At 70.9% G+C, this 18,224-nt stretch carries 21 protein-coding genes; 11 read left to right on the forward strand and 10 right to left on the reverse strand.

All coding sequences use genetic code 11. The features are described 5' to 3' along the window. Positions 1–73: 73 nt before the first annotated feature. From CK206_RS10675 to CK206_RS10685, 3 genes are all read left to right on the forward strand, one after another. Complete coding sequence (locus tag CK206_RS10675; RefSeq protein ID WP_096906385.1) at positions 74–1,288, forward strand: lipase family protein; 1,215 nt, start codon at positions 74–76, stop codon at positions 1,286–1,288. A gap of 278 nt (positions 1,289–1,566) precedes the next feature. Beyond that, the gene (locus CK206_RS10680) at positions 1,567–2,436 is read left to right on the forward strand and encodes an alpha/beta fold hydrolase (RefSeq protein WP_096906386.1); all 870 of its coding nucleotides are present in this window, start codon (positions 1,567–1,569) and stop codon (positions 2,434–2,436) included. A gap of 89 nt (positions 2,437–2,525) precedes the next feature. Continuing rightward, on the forward strand, positions 2,526–3,383 hold the full coding sequence (locus CK206_RS10685) for a hypothetical protein (protein ID WP_096906387.1): 858 nt from the start codon (positions 2,526–2,528) through the stop codon (positions 3,381–3,383). Between the two features lie 23 nt (positions 3,384–3,406). Here CK206_RS10685 and CK206_RS10690 read toward each other — a convergent pair whose 3' ends face one another. Then, on the reverse strand, positions 3,407–4,129 hold the full coding sequence (locus CK206_RS10690) for a methyltransferase domain-containing protein (protein WP_096906388.1): 723 nt from the start codon (positions 4,127–4,129) through the stop codon (positions 3,407–3,409). A gap of 397 nt (positions 4,130–4,526) precedes the next feature. Between CK206_RS10690 and CK206_RS10695 the strand changes: the two genes are divergently transcribed. Beyond that, positions 4,527–5,894: a lipase family protein gene (locus CK206_RS10695; RefSeq protein WP_096906389.1), complete on the forward strand. Its 1,368-nt coding sequence runs from the start codon at positions 4,527–4,529 to the stop codon at positions 5,892–5,894. Positions 5,895–5,951: 57 nt separating this feature from the next. Here the strand turns inward: CK206_RS10695 and CK206_RS10700 are convergent, their stop codons facing one another. Continuing rightward, the gene (locus CK206_RS10700; RefSeq protein ID WP_096906390.1) at positions 5,952–6,386 is read right to left on the reverse strand and encodes a nuclear transport factor 2 family protein; all 435 of its coding nucleotides are present in this window, start codon (positions 6,384–6,386) and stop codon (positions 5,952–5,954) included. A gap of 24 nt (positions 6,387–6,410) precedes the next feature. On the opposite strand from CK206_RS10700, the gene CK206_RS10705 reads away from it, so the two are divergent. Genes CK206_RS10705 through CK206_RS10715 form a run of 3 tightly spaced genes read left to right on the forward strand, consistent with a single transcriptional unit; the run spans position 6,411 to position 8,262 of the window. After that, positions 6,411–6,941, forward strand: coding sequence for a nuclear transport factor 2 family protein (locus CK206_RS10705; protein WP_096906391.1), 531 nt, complete (start codon positions 6,411–6,413; stop codon positions 6,939–6,941). After that, positions 6,938–7,834, forward strand: a complete 897-nt coding sequence (locus CK206_RS10710; protein ID WP_096906392.1) for an SDR family NAD(P)-dependent oxidoreductase — start codon at positions 6,938–6,940, stop codon at positions 7,832–7,834. Before CK206_RS10705 ends, CK206_RS10710 begins: the two co-directional genes overlap by 4 nt. 2 nt (positions 7,835–7,836) lie before the next feature. Further along, entirely contained in the window at positions 7,837–8,262 is a 426-nt protein-coding gene (locus CK206_RS10715) for a hypothetical protein (RefSeq protein WP_096906393.1), read from the forward strand. Between the two features lie 152 nt (positions 8,263–8,414). Here the strand turns inward: CK206_RS10715 and CK206_RS10720 are convergent, their stop codons facing one another. Next, a complete protein-coding gene (locus CK206_RS10720; RefSeq protein WP_173674787.1) occupies positions 8,415–11,468 on the reverse strand; it encodes a leucine--tRNA ligase in 3,054 nt (1,017 codons plus the stop codon). A gap of 122 nt (positions 11,469–11,590) precedes the next feature. Beyond that, complete coding sequence (locus CK206_RS10725; RefSeq protein ID WP_143337727.1) at positions 11,591–11,785, reverse strand: hypothetical protein; 195 nt, start codon at positions 11,783–11,785, stop codon at positions 11,591–11,593. A 116-nt stretch (positions 11,786–11,901) separates the two neighbouring features. On the opposite strand from CK206_RS10725, the gene CK206_RS10730 reads away from it, so the two are divergent. The 3 genes from CK206_RS10730 to CK206_RS10740 all read left to right on the forward strand — a co-directional run bounded on the left by CK206_RS10730 (position 11,902) and on the right by CK206_RS10740 (position 13,715). Next, entirely contained in the window at positions 11,902–12,417 is a 516-nt protein-coding gene (locus CK206_RS10730) for a MarR family winged helix-turn-helix transcriptional regulator (protein ID WP_096906394.1), read from the forward strand. Beyond that, entirely contained in the window at positions 12,414–13,007 is a 594-nt protein-coding gene (locus CK206_RS10735) for an SdpI family protein (protein WP_096906395.1), read from the forward strand. The genes CK206_RS10730 and CK206_RS10735 overlap by 4 nt, the downstream gene beginning before the upstream one ends. A 138-nt stretch (positions 13,008–13,145) precedes the next feature. Then, positions 13,146–13,715: a hemerythrin domain-containing protein gene (locus tag CK206_RS10740; protein WP_096907405.1), complete on the forward strand. Its 570-nt coding sequence runs from the start codon at positions 13,146–13,148 to the stop codon at positions 13,713–13,715. Positions 13,716–13,775: 60 nt separating this feature from the next. On the opposite strand, the gene CK206_RS10745 is transcribed toward CK206_RS10740, so the two are convergent. Both CK206_RS10745 and CK206_RS10750 read right to left on the reverse strand, forming a co-directional pair. Continuing rightward, positions 13,776–14,147: a DUF202 domain-containing protein gene (locus CK206_RS10745; protein ID WP_096906396.1), complete on the reverse strand. Its 372-nt coding sequence runs from the start codon at positions 14,145–14,147 to the stop codon at positions 13,776–13,778. Then, positions 14,144–14,545 carry a YidH family protein gene (locus tag CK206_RS10750; RefSeq protein ID WP_096906397.1) on the reverse strand — a complete coding sequence of 134 codons (402 nt, stop codon included), beginning with the start codon at positions 14,543–14,545 and terminating at the stop codon, positions 14,144–14,146. The genes CK206_RS10745 and CK206_RS10750 overlap by 4 nt, the downstream gene beginning before the upstream one ends. A gap of 68 nt (positions 14,546–14,613) precedes the next feature. Between CK206_RS10750 and CK206_RS10755 the strand changes: the two genes are divergently transcribed. Then, positions 14,614–15,618 (forward strand): bile acid:sodium symporter family protein, encoded by a 1,005-nt coding sequence (locus CK206_RS10755; protein WP_096906398.1) that lies wholly within the window; start codon positions 14,614–14,616, stop codon positions 15,616–15,618. A 33-nt stretch (positions 15,619–15,651) separates the two neighbouring features. Here the strand turns inward: CK206_RS10755 and CK206_RS10760 are convergent, their stop codons facing one another. The 4 genes from CK206_RS10760 to CK206_RS10770 form a co-directional block, all read right to left on the reverse strand. Further along, positions 15,652–16,224 carry a VanZ family protein gene (locus tag CK206_RS10760; protein ID WP_256385629.1) on the reverse strand — a complete coding sequence of 191 codons (573 nt, stop codon included), beginning with the start codon at positions 16,222–16,224 and terminating at the stop codon, positions 15,652–15,654. A gap of 83 nt (positions 16,225–16,307) precedes the next feature. Then, complete coding sequence (locus CK206_RS10765; RefSeq protein ID WP_254050549.1) at positions 16,308–16,823, reverse strand: alpha/beta fold hydrolase; 516 nt, start codon at positions 16,821–16,823, stop codon at positions 16,308–16,310. Further along, a complete protein-coding gene (locus CK206_RS20115) occupies positions 16,793–17,158 on the reverse strand; it encodes an alpha/beta fold hydrolase (protein WP_216824130.1) in 366 nt (121 codons plus the stop codon). The genes CK206_RS10765 and CK206_RS20115 overlap by 31 nt, the downstream gene beginning before the upstream one ends. A 10-nt stretch (positions 17,159–17,168) precedes the next feature. Continuing rightward, positions 17,169–17,867, reverse strand: a complete 699-nt coding sequence (locus tag CK206_RS10770; protein ID WP_096906399.1) for a type 1 glutamine amidotransferase domain-containing protein — start codon at positions 17,865–17,867, stop codon at positions 17,169–17,171. Positions 17,868–18,224: the final 357 nt, after the last annotated feature.

Below are 18,224 nucleotides of genomic sequence, written 5' to 3' on the forward strand. Positions count from 1 at the left end.
GCTCCCGCCGAGCTCTCGCCGGGGCATCGTCAACAGCCCCGAAGCGGGGCGAGGAACCGACTACCCTCCGGGTATGAACTCCCTCACTCCTCGGCGCTCCCCGCGGACGCTCACGGTGGCGGCAGCGGCCCTCGTCGTCGTCGCTTCCCTCACCGCTCCGACCGCGAACGCGCAGCCCGCGCCCAACCCCGAGCCCACCTGGTCCGGGCTCGACACCCGCGAATGGAACCTACCCGTCCCCTCCCCCGGCGTCGCCGCGGCGACGGTCCCGCTCGACCCGGCCCTCTCGCTGCCGCAGGCCGGGCGGGCGGTGCGGCAGGCGTACGGGACGGTCGACCAGCACGGCCGCACCGCGATCGCCACGTCCGCCGTGTTCCTCCCGCACGGAACCCCGCCCCCCGGCGGCTGGCCCGTCGTGGCGTGGGCGCACGGCACGACCGGCCTCGGCGACGACTGCGCTCCGTCCACCCAGCCACGCTCCGAGCGCGACGCCGACTACCTCGGCCACTGGCTGGACCGCGGATACGCCGTGGTGGCCGCGGATTACGTGGGACTCGGCACCCCCGGGCTGCTCAGCTACCTCAACGGGCAGGCGGCCGCAAGCGGGATCGTCGACTCGATCACCGCGGCGCGAGCAGACGGACTGCCGCTGTCCGCCAGGTGGGGACTCGTCGGGCAGTCGCAGGGCGCCGGCGCCGCACTCGTCACCGCGACCCGTGCCACCGCACTGGGCGCGCCGGCGGGCCTCGACTACCGGGGCGTCGTGGCGACCGGCGCGCCGGCGAACATAGAGCACTTGTTCCAGTGGGGCGGCCCCGGATTCCCGCCGGTGAACCTCCCGACCGGGCTCAACCTGTACGCGATGTACATCCTCGCCGGGTTCCGCGACCAGCACCCGGAGCTCGACATCAACGGGCTCCTCACACCGCAGGGTCGCGAGATGGTCGACGCCGCCGAGACGCTCTGCTACTCCGCGATGCGGGAGAAGGTCGGCGGCTTCCAGGTTTCGCAGGCGCTGGCGCGGCCACTGCAGGAGATCCCCGACGTCTTCGGACACCTCCGCCGCTACATGGGCACGCCGGCAATGGGCTACGACCGGCCCGTGTTCCTCGGCCAGGGGCTGCTCGACATGGACGTGCCCGCCCCCTCGGCGCTGTCACTGGCTGCGGAGATGTCCCTCAACGCGCAGCCGCTCGAGCTGCACGTCTACCCGGACCGGGACCACAGCGGGACCGTTTACGCCGCCATCCCGGACGCCACCGCGTTCCTCGACCGGGTCATGAGGTGACGCCGGGGTGACGAGCCCGGGGTGGCCAAGCGGTCATCGCCACCCCCATCTACACCGACCGTCCATATGTGGCACTTCATAAATGCTGGCCAGCGTCAACGGCGTTAGTGCAGCCGGCGTGACACCCGTCATAATTGTTACCGACTTGTCACCCAGCGCGATTTCAGGTTAGAGTTTCGCCATCGCCGCGCGGGGATGTTTCAGGGACTCCCCGCGCGGCTGACTTAATTTCGGACGACGGTGGGATTCCTAGAACGTGTTCTAGTAGCGTGGGGGGCATGAGCGCCCTCGACTTCGAGTCCACCAGCAAGACCATCACCGCCGGCCGCTTCGAGCTGCACTACCACGAGGCGGGCGAGCAGAGCGTCGCCGAGCCCGAGAGCGCGGTCCCCGTCCTCTTCCTGCACGGATCCGGCCCCGGCGTGACCGCGTGGTCCAACTTCGCCGGCAACTTCCCCGTCTTCGCCGAGCGTTTCCACACCATCCTGCTGGACATGCCGGGATTCGGGAAGAGCTCCGACCTGGAGTGGGAGAAGGCCTACCCGCTCATCGCCGCCGAGGCTATCGACGCGTTCTGCGAGGCCAAGGGCATCGAGAAGGTCGACATCATCGGTAACTCCATGGGCGGCAACGTCGCCTGCGAGACCGCTCTGGCCTACCCGCGCCGGGTCCGCAAGATGGCGCTCATGGGCCCCGGCGGCCTGGCTGCTCCCCTGTTCACGCCCGAGCCGAGCGAGGGATCGCGTCGGCTGTTCGAATTCCTCGCGGAGCCGTCCGACAAGGCCATGGCGGCCTGGGTCGACACGATGGTCGGCAACAAGAAGGTCGTGGACGAGGACCTAATCCGCGCCCGAGCCGAGGCCGCCACCGCCCCAGGCGCCGTCGAGCGGATGTACTCCGTGTTCGGCTCGATCCTCAAGCCCGAAAACGCCTACACGCCGCTGTACGCCCGCGCCTCGCAGATCCGGCAGGAGACCATGCTCATCTGGGGCCGCGACGACCGCATGCTCCCCTACGAGCAGGCCCACTTCGCCTTCCGCCAGCTCCCGCGCGCCGAGCTCCACGCCTTCTCCCGCTGTGGCCACTGGGCGATGATCGAGCAGAAGGACAAGTTCGAGCGCCTGGTGATCGACTTCCTGCTCAACTGACCCGGCGGCATCGCGGGCTGGGCGGCGGTGCGGGCGCGGTGGCCGGTCGCGGCAGTGCTGCGGCAGGGGCGAGGCGTTAGCCTCGGGCCATGACCGACACGCCGCAGCCCGACCAGCCCGCCGTCGACCCGCAGACCGGCGAGGACCTGTCGTGGAAGCAGACCCCGGTGGCGATCGTCCTGCTCGACCGGCCCGCCCCCGGCCACGACGAGGTCGGTGAACTCCTCACGGAGATCTTCGAGGGGTCGTACGAGGTCGAGCAGGGCAGCGACGACGACCCCGCCACCGCCGTCTACGTCGAGGACGCGACGGTCATCGTGTCCGCGGTCGACGCGCCGGTGCCGGAGGCCATCGAGTACACGCGTGACCTTGCCGCCTGGAACGGCGGCGAGGCCGTGGTGGAGACGCACCGGTCCCAGGTCGTCGTGGCGGGGTTCCGGTGGGGACCGATCGGGGACGACGGCGAGCCGGGCGAACCCGAGTACCTGGACCCCCGGCTCGACACGCTCCGTTGCGAGTTGGCGGTCGCGAACGTCACGGCGGCCCTGACCGCGCTGCCCGGCGCGGTGGCCGTGAGCGTGGGCGGCGCCGCGGCGACCCTGCCGGCCGGCCCGTACCGCGATCTCGTGACGGGCAACCCCGTGCCGGCGCCGGCGCTCGTCGGGGTGCGGGCCGGGATGCAGACCGAGACCACCTCGTGCGTCTACACCAGCGGGTTGGGCCGGTTCGGCAGGATGGACCTCGAGCGACTCGACGTGGACGCTCCGCCCGCCGCCGTCTACGCCGAGATGTGCAACCTCGTGGCCTACTCGCTGGCCACCGGGACGATCTTCCAGCCCGGCCTGACCCTCGAGGTGGGCGGCCCACAGCCGCTCGTCGCCACCGCCGGGGTCTCACCGTTCACCGGGCAGGAGATCCTCCGGTTGGCGCCCGCCGACCAGCCGTGAACCCTGCCGGCCCACCGTGAACCCTAGGGGCGTTGGCGGCCGTTCCGCTCGACGACCAACCGGGTGGTGGCGGCCAGCTGGAAAGGCCGGATCACCGGCTCGATGCGGCTGATCAGCCGCTCCTTCTTGAGCTTGGCGATCACACTGCGCACCAGTTCCGGCAGCGGGTTGCCAGCGTGGTCGACCAGCGGGTAGATCCGCACCTCCGGCGCCACGCGGGCCATCTCCACGATCGCGTCGGCATGGTCGGCCAGATCCATGCGGTCGGCATAGGTGAACAGCAGGTGCGAGCACAGCACCAGGTCGGCCGAGTCGTCGGCGAGAGGGAGCGAGGGAAGAGCCCCGGCCACATACCGCTCGGGGGCGGTGGCCAGGTGGCCCAGCATCCGGTCGGCCGCCGAGCGGCGGATGACCTCGTGCCCCACGACCCCGCCGCGGACGTCCCAGTCATAGTCGAACTCGCGCGCGTGTTTCTGCGCCAAAGACCGCTCGACGTCCTCGAGGATCCGGCCGCGGAGGTCGTCCGCGCCGAGCGCGTACTGCGGGTCCACCGCGACGGCGTCGCCACCGGCCGCACAGATCTCGGCCACCACGCTGGCCGCGCCACCGGGGCAGTCGACGATGCGCCCCTTCAGGTCGGCCTCGTCCAGGCCGAACATATCGGTGTACTCGTCCAGCGACCGTGCACTGACGAGGACATCGGTGTCCTCGAGCGCGTGGAAGGTGGTGTGGGGACTTGCGGTCACCTGGGGACTCTCCTGAAGTCGGCTGGCCCGGTCCTGTCCCGAGCCGTGGGGTCTGAATCGTTGACCCGGGTTCCGTCGGAGACCGCCTCGCATGGCGGATGCGGCCCGACCGATCCCGGCGGGCCCTCGCATCGTCGGTACTACGCCAAGACGGCGTGGGCGATGCGGGACCACGTCGGTCCGGATCGCCAGCACATCAGCACGTCTTTGGGCACGCCCTCACCGTAACAGCGGGGTCGGACACCGGCCACCGGGAAGTTCACGGTGTTCAGGAGGGGCTGCCACACGAGGGCCCGGACGGCCGTGAGGTGGGACACACCTACGACTCGACACGCGTTAGGGTTCTGCCCCATCGGCGCGGGTCCCCTGCCGCGCGGTCTCGACCCCGGGAGCATTCGTGAGAACACCGTCCAGCCGGCGCACATCATCCGGACCATCCACCGTCGCCGGAGCCCTCGCGCTGGGTGTCGCGGTCGGGCTGGCCCCCGCCCTGGCCCTTGTCGGCGCCCCCGAGGCCGCCGCCCAAACCTCCGCCGAGGGCTCATCCACCGCGCCGGATCGCACCGCGTTCTACGTCCCGCCGGCCGAGCTCCCCGCCGACCCGGGCGCGATCATCCGCACGCAGCCGATGACCATCACGCCGAGCCTGCCCGATGTGATGAACGGCGGTGCGCTGCCCGCCGACGCCCAGCGGATCATGTACCGCTCCACCGGCGCCGCGGGCGGTCCGATCGCCGTCACCGGCACGTTCCTGCAGCCCGAGGCACCCTGGACCGGCCCCGGGCCGCGCCCGCTCGCGGTGGTGACGCCCGGAACGCAGGGGCAGGGCGACCAGTGCGCGCCGTCGCGCTCCATGGAGGTGGGCCTGGGTATCCAGACCGCGCCCCCGTCGATGGCCGCCGGGTACGCGATCATCGACGCGCTCACGATGGTGATGGAAGGCTTCGCCGTCGTCGTCACCGACTACGAGGGGCTCGGCACGCCCGGCCACCACCCGTACGTCAACCGCGACTCCCAGGGCCGGTCGGCCCTCGACGCCGCCCGCGCGGCGCTGCGGATTCCCGGCGCGGACCTCGCGCCCGACTCCAAGACCGTGGTCAGCGGCTACTCGCAGGGCGGTGGTGCCGCCGCCGCGGCCGGGGAGATGCAGCCGGACTACGCACCCGACGTGAACCTGGTCGGCATCGCGGCCGGGGCGCCGCCGTCCGACATGCTCGGCACGCTCGACCGCGTGGACGGCGGACTGCTCACCGGCGCGGTGGGGTACGCGATCAACGGCATCCTGCAGGTCCACCCCGAGCTGCGTCCGGCATTCGACCGGCATCTCAACGCCGAGGGGCAGCGCATGCTCGAGGTGACCGCCGGGCAGTGCGTCGCCGAGACCGCGTTCGCCTACGGCCTGAAGCGTACGAACGAGTTCACCGTGGACGGCCGCTCGCTCGGCGATGCCGCGCGGTCGGAGCCGGAGATCGTCCGGGTGCTCGAGGGCTACAACCTGGGCAGGGTCGCGCCGGCGGTGCCGGCGCTGGTCATGATCGGCAGGAACGACGACGTCGTGCCGCACCACACGGCCGTGGACCTCGTCCGCGACTGGTGCGAACAGGGCACCACCGTGGAGCTGCGGACGGCCGAGGTGCCGTCGATCGCCCCCGGCCTGGTGATCGACCACGCCATCCCGATGCTCTCCGAGCGGTCCACGAACGCCCGCTACCTCCTGGACCGTGTCCTCGACCGCCCGGCGACGAGTTCCTGCGGGACCGTCTGAGGCGGCCGGCGCGAACCGGGCCGGGCCGGGGCCGGGCCGGGGCGGGCCCACCCCGGCTCAGGGCAGGTTGTGGTGGAACGCCTGCTGCTGGCTGAGGCGGGAAATCCGCCAGCCGTCGCCCGTGCGGGCGAAGTCGAGCAAGTACCAGAGCCCGTAGAAGAACACCTGCTGGTCCTTCTCCTCCACCGGCTTCAGCGCCATCGGGTTGAAGCACATGCAGCGCCCGGTGGCCGAGTCGCCGTCAAGACGGACCTCGAGGTTGCCCATGAGGTGCTGTGTGGCGGCGAAGATCGGCAACATCTCGGCCAACCACGCGCGCACCGCCGGGTAGTCGTCGTCCGGGCCGCCGGACGCGGCGTAACTCACGCGGGCGTCCGGCGTGAACACCCGGTCCAACCCGTCGAAGTCGCGCGAATCGATGCAGGTCGCGTACCTGGTCATGAGGTCCTGCAGGTCCCAGCGGTCGGATAGTTCGACCAGTGTTCGGCTCATGCCCCCTACGCTAACGTGAGCCCTATGCAGTACGAGGAGGAAGTCCGCGCCCGCGAGGCGATCGAACAGCTCAAGTACCGGTACTGGCGGGCGTGCGACGCCAAGGACCCCGAGGGCTTCCGGTCCTGCTTCGTGGCCTCCGGCGGGGTGCTGGACTTCGGACCCCTCGGGCGGACCGACCCGGACACGATGGTCGGGATCTTCCGCCAGATCGCGCTGGCGACCGCCTCCGACGGCGGCCCGCGGATCCTCGACATGCACCACGGCTTCATGCCGTCTATCAGCGTGCAGGGCGGCGGGCCGAGCAGCCCGCCGCAGCGCGCCACCGGCACCTGGACCCTGCAGTTCCGCCAGGTGGACCGCGAGAAGGGCACCGAGACGCTCTCCACCGGCGAGTACTCGGATGCGTATGTCATCGAGGACGGCCGCTGGGTGATGGCCGAATGCCTGTTCACCCCGGGCTGGTCGGTCACCCGCACCCTCGACGACGCCACCGTGACCTACCCCGAGGTCCACACCGTCCCGGGGGCCGCCACCGCCGGAGCGGACTCGTGAGCGCCCGCGTCGCCCTGGTGACCGGTGGCAGCCGCGGCGTCGGACGCGGGGTGGCCACCGCACTCGCGCAGGCCGGGTGGACGGTCTACGTGACCGGCCGGTCCGCCGAGCGCCTGCAGGGCACGATCGACGCGGCCTCCGGCGCCCCGGGCGAGATCCGCCCACTCGAATGCGACCACTCCCGGAACGACGAGATCGTCGCCGTCGTCGCCCGGATCGCCGAGCAGGCCGGACGCCTGGACCTGCTGGTCAACAACGTGTGGACCAACCCCAAGGGCTTCATGGGGTTCAACGGCAAGTTCTGGGAGCGGCCCGCCGGCGACTGGGACGCCCTCATGGGCGTCGGTCTGCGCGCGCACTACGTCGCCAGCTGCGAGGCCGCCAAGGTGATGGTGCCGCAGGGCTCCGGGCTGATGGTGAGCATCTCGTCGTTCGGTTCTCGCGCACCGTTCCACACCGTGCTCTACGGGATGAGCAAGACCGCCCTCGACAAAATGGCCTCCGACATGGCGCACGAACTCGCCGGCACCGGGGTCTCCACCCTCTCGCTGTGGTTGGGCCTCATCCGCACGGAACTGCTGCTGTCGCTGGGGATGGACGACTTCAACGGCTTCCCGCTGGACCGCGCCGAGGACCCCACCTTCGTCGGACGGGTCATCGCCGCCCTCGCCGAGGACCCCGACCTGACCCGGATAAGCGGCTCGACCGTCATCACCGCCGAGTACGGGCGCGAGAAGGGAATAAGGAACGACGACGGCGAGGTGCCCTTGTCGCACCGCGGTGCTTTCGGCGGGGGTCCGCTCTTCCCGCCGGTGACCGACGAGCAGCTGGGTCTGGACACGGTGGACGAGGTGGCCGCGGCGGGCGGTCACAACGGGTTCGGCGGGCGGTAGGGATGACATCCGGCGACCACGGGAACCGCAGCGACGGCGGAGACCACAGCGCCCACGGGGACTTCGACGACCCGCTCGAACGCCTCGAGCGGAACGAGCGGCAGGCCAACCAGGCCTTCCGGTACGTGCTGCTGTCGATCGTCGCGATCGTGGTCATGGCGACCGTGATCGTGATGCTGGAGGGCGGCATCGACGAGGAGTGCACGGACGAGGGGGCGCTGTGTATGACCGCCGACCGCGTCGAGGTGGTCGTCCTGCCACTGCTGCTGTCGGTCATCCTGGCGGTGACGGCGGGCGTGACGACCTACCGGCGGTGGAAGCAGCGCATCCGGTGGCGGCCGTGGCTGTTCGCGACCTACGCGATGTGGATGGTCACCACCGCGTACCTCATCGTCTCCTCTTCGGCGGTGTTCGTCCGGGCCGGCTGAGGGCGGCCACTTCCCTAAAGACCTCGCCCACGCACGAAATGCGCTACCCGGATTCCGGATCGGCTACCCGCACGGGAGTAGCGGATCCGGAATCCGGGTAGCGGATTCGGGGCCGGGCCGGGGCCAGGTCGGCCAGCCGCATCGCCCAGCCCTCAGGGGACGATGTTGACCATCTTGCCCGGCACCACGATGACCTTCTTCGGCGCCGCCCCGCCGAGATTCTCCTGCACCTTGGCATCCGCCAGGGCCGCGGCCTCGACATCAGCGGGCGTGGCGTCGGCGGGAACGGTGATGCGCGAGCGCACCTTGCCCTTGATCTGCACCGGGTACTCGACGGAGTCCTCGACCAGGTAGGACTCGTCGTGCTCGGGGAACGGCCCGTGGGCGAGCGACCCGGTGTGCCCGAGCCGCGACCACAGTTCCTCGGCCAGGTGCGGGGCGACGGGCGCCACCATGAGCACCAGCGGCTCGACGACCGAGCGCGGCGCGCCCGGCCCCTCGGTCGGGTACGTCTTGGTCAGGGTGTTGACGTACTCGATGAGCTTGGCGATCGCGGTGTTGTCGCGCAGGCCGGCGAAGTCGTCGCGGACCCCGGCGATGGTCTTGTGCAGCGCCTTGAGCACGTCCTCGCCCGGCGCGCCGTCCGTCGACTCGGTGTCGGTCACGCGGACCTCGCCGGTGTTCTCGTCGATCACCACGCGCCAGAGCCGCTGCAGGAAGCGGTGCGCGCCCACGACGTCCTTGGTGGCCCAGGGCCGGGAGGTGTCGAGCGGGCCCATGGACATCTCGTATACGCGCAGGGTGTCGGCGCCGTAGGAGTCGCAGATCTCGTCCGGGGAGACGGAGTTCTTGAGCGACTTGCCCATTTTCCCGTACTCCTGGAACACCTCGATCTCGGCGGCGTCGGCACCGGCGGAGGTGTCGGTCCAGTAGAACTTCCCGTCGCGCTCGGTCACCTCGGCCGCCGGCACGTACACACCGCGGGCGTCGGTGTAGGCGAAGGCCTGGATGTAACCCTGGTTGTACAGGCGTCGGTAGGGCTCCTCGCTGGTGACGTGGCCCAGGTCGAACAGCACCTTGTGCCAGAAGCGGGAGTAGAGCAGGTGCAACACGGCATGCTCGACTCCACCGACGTAGAGGTCCACTCCCCCGGGGTCGCCCTCGCCGTGGATCTCGGGCCGGGGCCCGGTCCAGTAGCGCTCGTTCTCCAGTGCGCACAGCTGCTCGGAGTTGGTGGGGTCGATGTAGCGCAGCTGGTACCAGCTCGAGCCGGCCCAGTTGGGCATGACGTTGGCGTCGCGGGTGTAGGTCTGCAGGCCGTCCCCGAGGTCGAGCTCGACGGTCATCCAGTCGGTGGCCTTGGCCAGCGGCGGGGACGGCACGGAGTCGGCGTCGTCGGGGTCGAACGAGACGGGCTTGTAGTCCTCGACCTCGGGCAGCTCGACGGGCAGCAGCTCGTCGGGCAGGGCGTGGGGCACACCGTCGGAGTCGTAGACCACCGGGAACGGCTCGCCCCAGTAGCGCTGGCGGGCGAACAGCCAGTCGCGCAGCTTGTACTGGATGGTGCCCTCGCCGGTGCCCTGGCCCTCGAGCCACGCGATGGTGGCGGCCTTGGCCTCGTCCACGGCCAGCCCGTCGAGCACCAGCCCGCCGGAGTTGGTGGAGTTCACGGCCACGCCGTCGCCGGTGAAGGCCTCGGCCTGCTCGTCGATCTCCGAGCCGTCCGCCGGCGCCACGACCTGCACGATGGGTAGGCCGAAGGCTCCTGCGAACTCGTGGTCGCGGGCGTCGTGGCCGGGCACGGCCATGATCGCGCCGGTGCCGTAGCCCATGAGCACGTAGTCGGCGACGAACACGGGGATCTGCTCGCCGTTGACCGGGTTGATGGCGTGGACGCCGAGGAAGACGCCGGTCTTCTCCTTGTTCTCCTGGCGTTCCAGGTCGGTCTTCTGCGCTGCGCGCCGGCGGTACTCCACCACGGCCTCGGCGGGCGAGGAGTGGCCGCCGGTCCAGCGCTCGTCGAGCCCGCCCCCGGCGCCCGCACCGGTCGCACCGGTCGCACCGCCCGCGCCGGTCTCCGGCCAGAACGGGCCGGCCAGCTCGTCGACCAGCGGGTGCTCGGGCGACAGGACCATGTAGGTGGCGCCGAAGAGGGTATCGGGGCGGGTGGTGAACACCTCGATGGACTGGTCGGCCACGGCGAAGCGGACGCGGGCGCCCTGCGAGCGGCCGATCCAGTTGCGCTGCATGGACTTGACCTTGTCGGTCCAGTCGAGGCGGTCGAGATCGTCGACCAGCCGGTCGGCGTAGGCGGTGATCCGCATCATCCACTGGCTCAGGTTCTTGCGGAAGACGGGGAAGTTGCCTCGCTCGGAGCGGCCCTCGGCGGTGACCTCCTCGTTGGCCAGGACGGTGCCCAGCCCGGGGCACCAGTTGACCGTGGAGTCGGAGAGGTACACCAGCCGGTGGGCGTCGAGGACCTTCTCCTGCTCGGCGCGTGAGAGCTCGGCCCAGTCGCGGCCGGCGTGCTCGCCCGGCAGGGGGCGGGCACCGGAGACGAACTGCTCGACCAGCTCGGCGATGGGCCGGGCGCGGCCGGTGCGGGTGGGGTGCTCGCCGCCGTCGATCGCGCGGGCGGGGGCCTCGGGGTCGTACCAGGAGCCGTGGATCTGCAGGAAGATCCACTGGGTCCAGCGGTAGAAGTCGGTGTCGGTGGTGGCGAACACGCGGCGGCGGTCGTGGCCCAGGCCGAGGCGGCCGAGCTGGCGCTCCATGTTGGCGATGTTGGCCTCGGTGGTCACGCGCGGGTGCTGGCCGGTCTGGACGGCGTACTGCTCGGCGGGCAGGCCGAAGGCGTCGTAGCCCAGGGTGTGCAGGACGTTGGTGCCGAGCATGCGGTTGTAGCGGGCGAAGACGTCGGTGGCGATGTAGCCGAGCGGGTGGCCGACGTGCAGGCCGGCGCCCGACGGGTAGGGGAACATGTCCTGGACGAAGAGCTTGTCCTCGGGCGGGGCGGCGCCGTCCGGGTCGGCGAGGGGGCCGACGGGGTTCGGGGCCTCGAATGTGCCGCGCTCGGCCCATTCGGTCTGCCAGCGCGACTCGATCTCCCCGGCCAACCCGGCTCCGTAGCGGTGGGCCGGTCCGGTGTCGGACTGCGGTCCGGTCTCGGACTGCACGCCGGTGACGGTCTGGTCGCTGCTGCTCACGGTTGTCTGCTCTCCCTGGTATCGCCGGTGCCCACACGCAGGCGGTGTCCAGCCTAAACCCTGGGGCGGGTCGGGCCGCGTCAGCGTGTGGGCACCGCCCCGTCGGCCGAGGGCGGGGTTGATCAGCCCCTGGCGGCGCGACGCCCGGCGATGAGGGCGTCGAGGCTGTAGCGCCCGGTGCCGACCAGACCGAACACGGCGACGGCCAGGCCGATCACGGCGACGAGCTCCCAGCCACCGTCGGCGGCGTAGATGCCGGCGGCCTTGTGGACGTAGGCGTAGGCACCGACCATGACGACGACGACGAGGACGGCCACCGCCTGGGTGAGTGGTGGCGGTCGTGGTCGGCATGCGACTCCCTCAGTAGATGATGTGACACACATTCCTAACCGGGCCCTATGTGTTGTGTCAACTAACCGGGTACGCTGGGTGCATGGCTGAACAGGTTCCGGGTCAGGACGTGCGATGGTTGGACGACGAGGAAAAGGCGCTGTGGCGTGACTACCTCGCGATCCAGGGGCGCCTGCATCTGGAGATCCAGCGCGACCTCAAGACCTCGTCGAGCCTCACGGAGCCCGAGTTCGAGGTGCTGGTCTACCTCAGCGAGGCCGACGGTCCGCTGCGGATGACCGCGCTCGCCGACGCGTTGCAGTGGGAGCGCAGCCGCCTGTCCCACCAGGTCACCCGGATGGTCAAGCGCGGACTCGTGGAGCGCACCAGCTGCCCCGACGACGGCCGCGGGGCGTTCGTGTCCACCACCGACGAGGGCATGGCCGAGATCGAGAAAGCCGCGCCCGATCACGTCGCCACGGTGCGGCGGGAGTTCCTCGACCGCCTCAGCGCGAAGGACAAGCGCGAACTCGCCCGGTTGCTCGCCCAGGTCCGGGGTCCCGGCGGGGCTGAGTCGAATCGGAGATCCGACGTCGCGGGCGTACCCTCGGTGGCGTGAACGCAGTGCTCGTGGTGGTCATGGTGCTCCTCGTGGGGCTCGCCCTCGTGCTCGCGGGCACGGGTGTCGCGGCGCTCGTCGGCAGACTGCCCGGCAACGGCGTCCTGGGCGTACGCACCCCGGAGACCCGCCGCTCCCCCGAGGCCTGGGAGCTCGCCAACCGCGCCGCCGCACCCTCGTTCCTCGGCTCCGGTCTCGTCCTGCTGCTCGGTGCGCTCGCCCTGGGACTGATCGGCGGATGGGTCGGCGGCCTCGTCGTCGTCGTCTCCCTCGTCGCCTCCCTCGCCCTGCTCAGCGTCGCCGGCCTGGCCGGGGCACGCGCGGCGGCCAGGTGGGACGCCACATCCGGCGACCAGGGCGGCTGTGGCTGCGGCCCCGACGGCTGCGGCGGCCACTCCGCCGGCGCACCCGACCCCGCCGCCTCCGACGCCTCCACCTGCGGTGACGCGGGCTCCTCCCCCGACGGCGCCGCCTCCTGCTCCCCCGCCGGCTCCACGCCCGGCGACCCCGCCGCCGACTGCGGCGTCACCGGCGGCTGCGGCACCTGCGTCCTGCAGGGCATGTGCGAGACGGAGAGCACGGGCCCCTGACCCGGCCGCGAGCCGGCCACTGAGCCCCCACCGAACCGGCCACCGGCTCGTCCCGTGGCAGTCGGTCCGGTGGCCGTCGCGCACGGCCGCCTCTACGGTCGAGAGGTCCATCCGTCTCACACCGCGAAGGAGAGCCTCATGGCCGACACCGCAGCCGCCGGGGACGTCGTCGACATCCTCACCGCCGACCACCGCGAGATGGTCGGACTCCTCGAGTTGATCGAGGACACCGCCGACCCGGAGGAGCGTCGCTCGCTGGCGGACTCCGCCATCGCCGAGGTCGTGCGCCACTCCGTGGCCGAGGAACTGTTCGTCTACCCCGTCTACGAGCGCGAGGTCCCGGACGGCGCGGACGAGGTCGAGCACGACAAGGAAGAGCACCAGGAACTCGAAGAGGTGATGAAGGAGCTCGAGGGCCTGGACGCCGGGAGCGCCGAGTTCATCGCCACCGTGAAGCGGTTCAAGGAACTCCTCGACCACCACGCCGACGACGAGGAGGCGGACCAGTTCCCCAAGATGCGGAAGCACATCTCCGCCGAGGACCTGGTCGACCTGGGCCGCAAGGTCGAGGCCGCCAAGAAGATCGCCCCCACCCGGCCGCACCCCGGCTCACCGCACTCCGAGCTGTTCCACATGACCCTGGGGCCCGGCGTCGGCATGGTCGACCGCCTCCGCGACGCCCTCAGCGGGCGGGCCAAGAACACCTGACACCTCCGCTCCCGGCCCCGGCGACCACCCGCGCGGGGCCGGGCCGCGCGCTCTCAGCTGCTAGTTCGACAGGCTGACCAGCACGGCGACCAGGCCGCAGGTGGCCATCACGACGACCAACACCACCAGACCGACGTTGTGGGCCGCCCGGGTCTGCGGCACCTCGGCCCCGCGGACGAACCGCCCGACCCGCCGCTCGTGGTGGCGCTGCACCCGGAGCAGCGCCAGCAGCGGGACCACGGTGAGCAACGAGAACACCGACGCCCAGAACACCGACGTCTCCGCCACCAGCTTGGCGATGAGGATGATGTTCACGCCCACCACGGCCCACGTCCGGGCCCACGACAGGCTGGTGCGCTCGGCGGCCAGTCCCGCGTCGGGCGGCACCGCCCGCGGCTCCACGCCGATCCGCCGCTGCCGGGGCGTGCTCATGCGAAGGTGCCGCCCAGGATCGCCACGATGAGCAGGACCGCGCCGATCGAGATCCCCAGCACCAGCAGGATGGATGCCTGCGGCATGGGCAGCGGCCGCTGGTGACGCATCGAGGCCTCGATCCGGATCCACCGCCGGAACGCCACGATCGCGAGGACCGCCGCCAGCACCAACAGGATGCAGGCCAGCGGCGTGCGGACGATCTCCGGGATCTCGTCCCCCGCGAAGGCCTCCATCGCCACCGCGCCCGCCGTCAACCCGAGGCTGGTGCGGATCCAGGCCAGGAAGGTGCGCTCGTTGGCGAGCGTGAACCGCGGGTCCGGTTCCTCGCCGTCCCGCAACGCCCTGGGCCGCCACCCCTCCGGGGCCTGGCCGGCCTGTCCGGCCTGTCCGGTCATCGCCTGCGCTCCGTCATGGTGCCGAGCCTATCGGTCGCCCCCCGACGCCCTGGTGGTGGAATAGGCGGATGGGCATTCTGCGTCGTCTCCGGATCGAGCCGTTCATCCTGGCGATCCTGGCGGCGGTGGTGGTCGCCGCGTTCCTGCCCGCCACCGGTGGCGCGGCCGACGCGCTCGACTGGGTGACGACGATCGGCATCGCCGTGCTGTTCTTCCTCTACGGCGCGCGCCTCGAGCCCCGGGAGCTGGTGGTCGGCCTCACGCACTGGCGGCTCCACTCGGTCGTGCTCGCCTCGACGTATCTCCTGTTCCCGCTCCTCGGCCTGCTCGGCCAGTGGCTCCTCACGCCCGTGCTCGGCGCCTCCCTGGCCGCCGGGTTCCTGTTCCTCACGCTGGTCCCGTCGACCGTCCAGTCGTCCATCACCTTCGTGGCGATCGCCCGCGGGCACGTCAGCGCGGCGGTGGTGTCGGCGTCGGTGTCCAACCTGCTGGGTGTGGTGATCACTCCCCTGCTGGTCTTCGCCCTGATGACCACCGACGGGTCCGTGGTCATCACGTGGGACTCGGTCGGCACGATCGCCCTGCAGCTGCTCCTGCCGTTCGTGGTGGGCCAGCTCCTGCGGACCTGGGTCCTGCCGGTCATCCGCAGGATCAAGCGGATCGCCCTGTTCGACAAGACCGTCATCGTGCTGGTGGTCTACGCGGCGTTCTCCGACGGGGTCGCCGACGGGATCTGGTCGACGATCGGCGTCGGCGAGTTGGCCTGGCTGATCGTCGCGTGCTGCGTGCTGCTCGCGGTGGTGCTGGGTCTGACCGAACTCGCCTCCCGGGCCCTGGGTTTCGAGGACCGGGACAAGCGCGTCGTGCAGTTCTGCGGGTCCAAGAAGTCGCTGGCCACGGGGTTGCCGATGGCGGCCGTGCTGTTCGTCGGCCAGCCGATCGGGCTCCTGGTCCTGCCGCTGATGCTGTTCCACCAGATCCAGTTGATCGTGTGCGCGTGGCTGGCCGGCCGGTACGGGCGGGCCGCAGACACTGGCACCGACGCCGACACCGACCGCGGCGCGGGAGCGTAGGAGGCTCCGGGGGCGTGACGAGCCCGCCGCGGGTCACCGCGCCGGCGGCCTGTCCGTCCCCAGCTCCACCACTGCGGCGGGGTCGCCCAGGCGCGGACCGAGGACGACAAGGACGGCGAACACCGCAGCGGTGGTGAGCGCGAGACCGATCCACAGTGGGTGGAGGCGCGGGCCGCAGGCGCGCGCTATGAGGGCGCCGACCAGCGCCCCGGCTGTGTTGAACAGCAGGTCCGTGACGTCGGAGTGTCCCAGGGCGAGGACGTACTGGAGGACCTCGACCGTCGCGCTGATCGCCGCTCCGGTGACGACGACGACGAGGACCGCCCTGGCCCGGCCCTCCAGCAGGATGTACAGGAGCACCCCGAGCGGCACGAAGAAGGCCAGGTTGCCGAGTGCGTCGAACAGTGGGCCGAACCAGGTCTGGGCGTCCCGGAACTGGGCGAACGGTACCCATTCGACCGAGCGACCGCGCTGGGATTCCGGTCGCCACAGCAGCCCGATCACGAAGAAGGCCTTGAGCATGGTCAGCGCCACCACCACGGCGCCGTAGGCGACCACGGCGAGCGCGGCCCAGCCTCGGACCTTCGACTCTGACGGTTGCGTCACGGGCACAATCCTCACACGGGCCCCGGCAACGGCGGCGGTCCCGGGTCGGCCGGGACCTCGGGCCCGGAGCGCCGTGGGTCCCGTCAGCCCCGGTGTGCGTCGAGGAATGCCCGGAGTGCCGCGGCGACCTCGGCCGGGCGTTCCTCCGGCGCGAAGTGGCCACAGTTCTCGATGAGATGCAGTTCGCTGCCGGGGATCGCGGCGTGGAGGCGGTGCGCCCAGTCGGTGACCTGCCAGGTGTCGTCGGCGCCCCAGACCAGCTGCACCGGGATCCGACCGAGCCTGTCCAGCTGGTCGGAGATCTCCAGCGTGTGGCGCGGGTCGTAGTGCGCGACCTGGTGCCGGAAGAAGCTCGGTTGGCCGATCGGCCCGCTGATGAGGTCGACATACACGTCGAGCGCGGCGGGGTCGAAGTTCGCCGGGTCGCTGTGCGTCGACAGCAGCCAGTCCCGGAAGTGGGCCCGGTGCTCGGCGTCCGGCGTGCGGGCCAGCTCGTCAAGCCCGTCGGCCATCTGTTCCCGGGTCCGCTCGGAGGGGTAGCTGTCGAAGCTCACCACGTCGATGAGGGTCAGGGACCGCAGGCGCCCGGTCGACTGCACGCCGAAGCGTTGCGCGATCCCGCCGCCGATGTCGTGGGCCCCAAGTGGAACGTGTCGAGTCCCCACTCCCCCAACAGCCCCTCGAGGACGGCGACCTGACCGGTGATCGACGTGTCGACGTCGGGGTTCCGCGGCCGCTCCGACAGCCCGTATCCGAGGAGATCGAAGACGTGGACGCGGTACCCGGCCTCGGTGAGGACGGGCACCACGTCGCGCCAGATGTACGACGACGAGGGCGTTCCGTGGAGACGGACGACGGGTTCGCCCTCGCCGTGCACGCCGAACGAGGTCCGGTGGCCGTCGACGACGGCGTGCCGGTCGACGATGTGGCTCACCGGCACGGAGTCAGCCGAGGTCGGAGACGATCCGCTTGGCGAGCTCCTCCGAGGACTGGGGGTTCTGACCCGTGTACAGGTTGCGGTCCACCACCACGTGCGAGGCCCACGGCTCGGCGGCCGAGGAGTAGTCGGCGCCCAGCTCGACGAGCTTGTCCTCGAGCAGCCAGGGCGCCCCCTCGGCCAACCCGACCTGCTCCTCCTCGACGTTGGAGAACCCGGTCATCTTGTACCCGGCGAACGGCGAGGACGACGCGTCCTCCGAGGCCGCGAGCACGGCCGCGGGGGCGTGGCACAGCATGGCCAGCGGCTTCTCCGCGGTCACCCGCTCGGCGAGAATCGCACCGGAGGTCTTGTCCACGGCGAGGTCCTGCAGGGGACCGTGACCGCCCGGGTAGAACACGACGTCGAACTCGTTGTGATCGACGGAGGCCAGGTCGGCCGGGGAGTTCAGGACGGGCGCGAGCCGGTCGAGCGAGGCCTTCACCTTGTCCAGGGTCTCGGGGTCGCCGGCGCCTTCGCCGAGGCTGGCCTGGTCGACGGTGGGAGCACGCCCACCCGGGGTCGCGACGGTGACGGACCAGCCGGCGTCGGTGAACACCTCGTACGGGGCCACGAACTCCTCGGCCCAGAAACCGGTGGGATGCTCCGACCCGTCCTTGAGGGTCCAGTGGTCGGCTGCGGACATGATCATCAGTACGTTAGCCATGCCGCGACAGTACGGATCTCGGGGCGACTCGCAACTGGGCACGCGATATCCGTGCGGGTTACCTTCCGCTGTGATCCCGATCACTCATCGGAGTCTTCTCACACAATCGTGATGTCACCGCGATTCACTTACCGATCGCTGTTACCTGCGGGTTCACCTGAGGCCCCGAGTTAGGCGACATATCAGCAGGCCACAGGATTATTCGCCAGTCGATCTCGTTAGGGAGGAAAACGTTGAGGCACCGCCGACACAGTCTTAATGTTCACGCCGCATGAGCTGAGGGGTTCAGCATCCGCCCGGACGACTGGCGCACGGGCATATGACTCGAGGAGGGGTGCCCATGCGGTCAACGCGTCC

The organism is Dietzia sp. WMMA184, from assembly GCF_002441635.1.
Taxonomy (GTDB): domain Bacteria; phylum Actinomycetota; class Actinomycetes; order Mycobacteriales; family Mycobacteriaceae; genus Dietzia; species Dietzia kunjamensis.

Coding starts and splice junctions, on each gene's coding strand:
- CK206_RS10685 (WP_096906387.1), top strand. CDS start 2,526: ATGACCGACACGCCGCAGCCCGACCAGCCCGCCGTCGACCCGCAGACC.
- CK206_RS10675 (WP_096906385.1), top strand. CDS start 74: ATGAACTCCCTCACTCCTCGGCGCTCCCCGCGGACGCTCACGGTGGCG.
- CK206_RS10715 (WP_096906393.1), top strand. CDS start 7,837: ATGACATCCGGCGACCACGGGAACCGCAGCGACGGCGGAGACCACAGC.
- CK206_RS10740 (WP_096907405.1), top strand. CDS start 13,146: ATGGCCGACACCGCAGCCGCCGGGGACGTCGTCGACATCCTCACCGCC.
- CK206_RS10745 (WP_096906396.1), bottom strand. CDS start 14,147: ATGAGCACGCCCCGGCAGCGGCGGATCGGCGTGGAGCCGCGGGCGGTG.
- CK206_RS10755 (WP_096906398.1), top strand. CDS start 14,614: ATGGGCATTCTGCGTCGTCTCCGGATCGAGCCGTTCATCCTGGCGATC.
- CK206_RS10700 (WP_096906390.1), bottom strand. CDS start 6,386: ATGAGCCGAACACTGGTCGAACTATCCGACCGCTGGGACCTGCAGGAC.
- CK206_RS10750 (WP_096906397.1), bottom strand. CDS start 14,545: ATGACCGGACAGGCCGGACAGGCCGGCCAGGCCCCGGAGGGGTGGCGG.
- CK206_RS10770 (WP_096906399.1), bottom strand. CDS start 17,867: ATGGCTAACGTACTGATGATCATGTCCGCAGCCGACCACTGGACCCTC.
- CK206_RS10680 (WP_096906386.1), top strand. CDS start 1,567: ATGAGCGCCCTCGACTTCGAGTCCACCAGCAAGACCATCACCGCCGGC.
- CK206_RS10705 (WP_096906391.1), top strand. CDS start 6,411: ATGCAGTACGAGGAGGAAGTCCGCGCCCGCGAGGCGATCGAACAGCTC.
- CK206_RS10730 (WP_096906394.1), top strand. CDS start 11,902: ATGGCTGAACAGGTTCCGGGTCAGGACGTGCGATGGTTGGACGACGAG.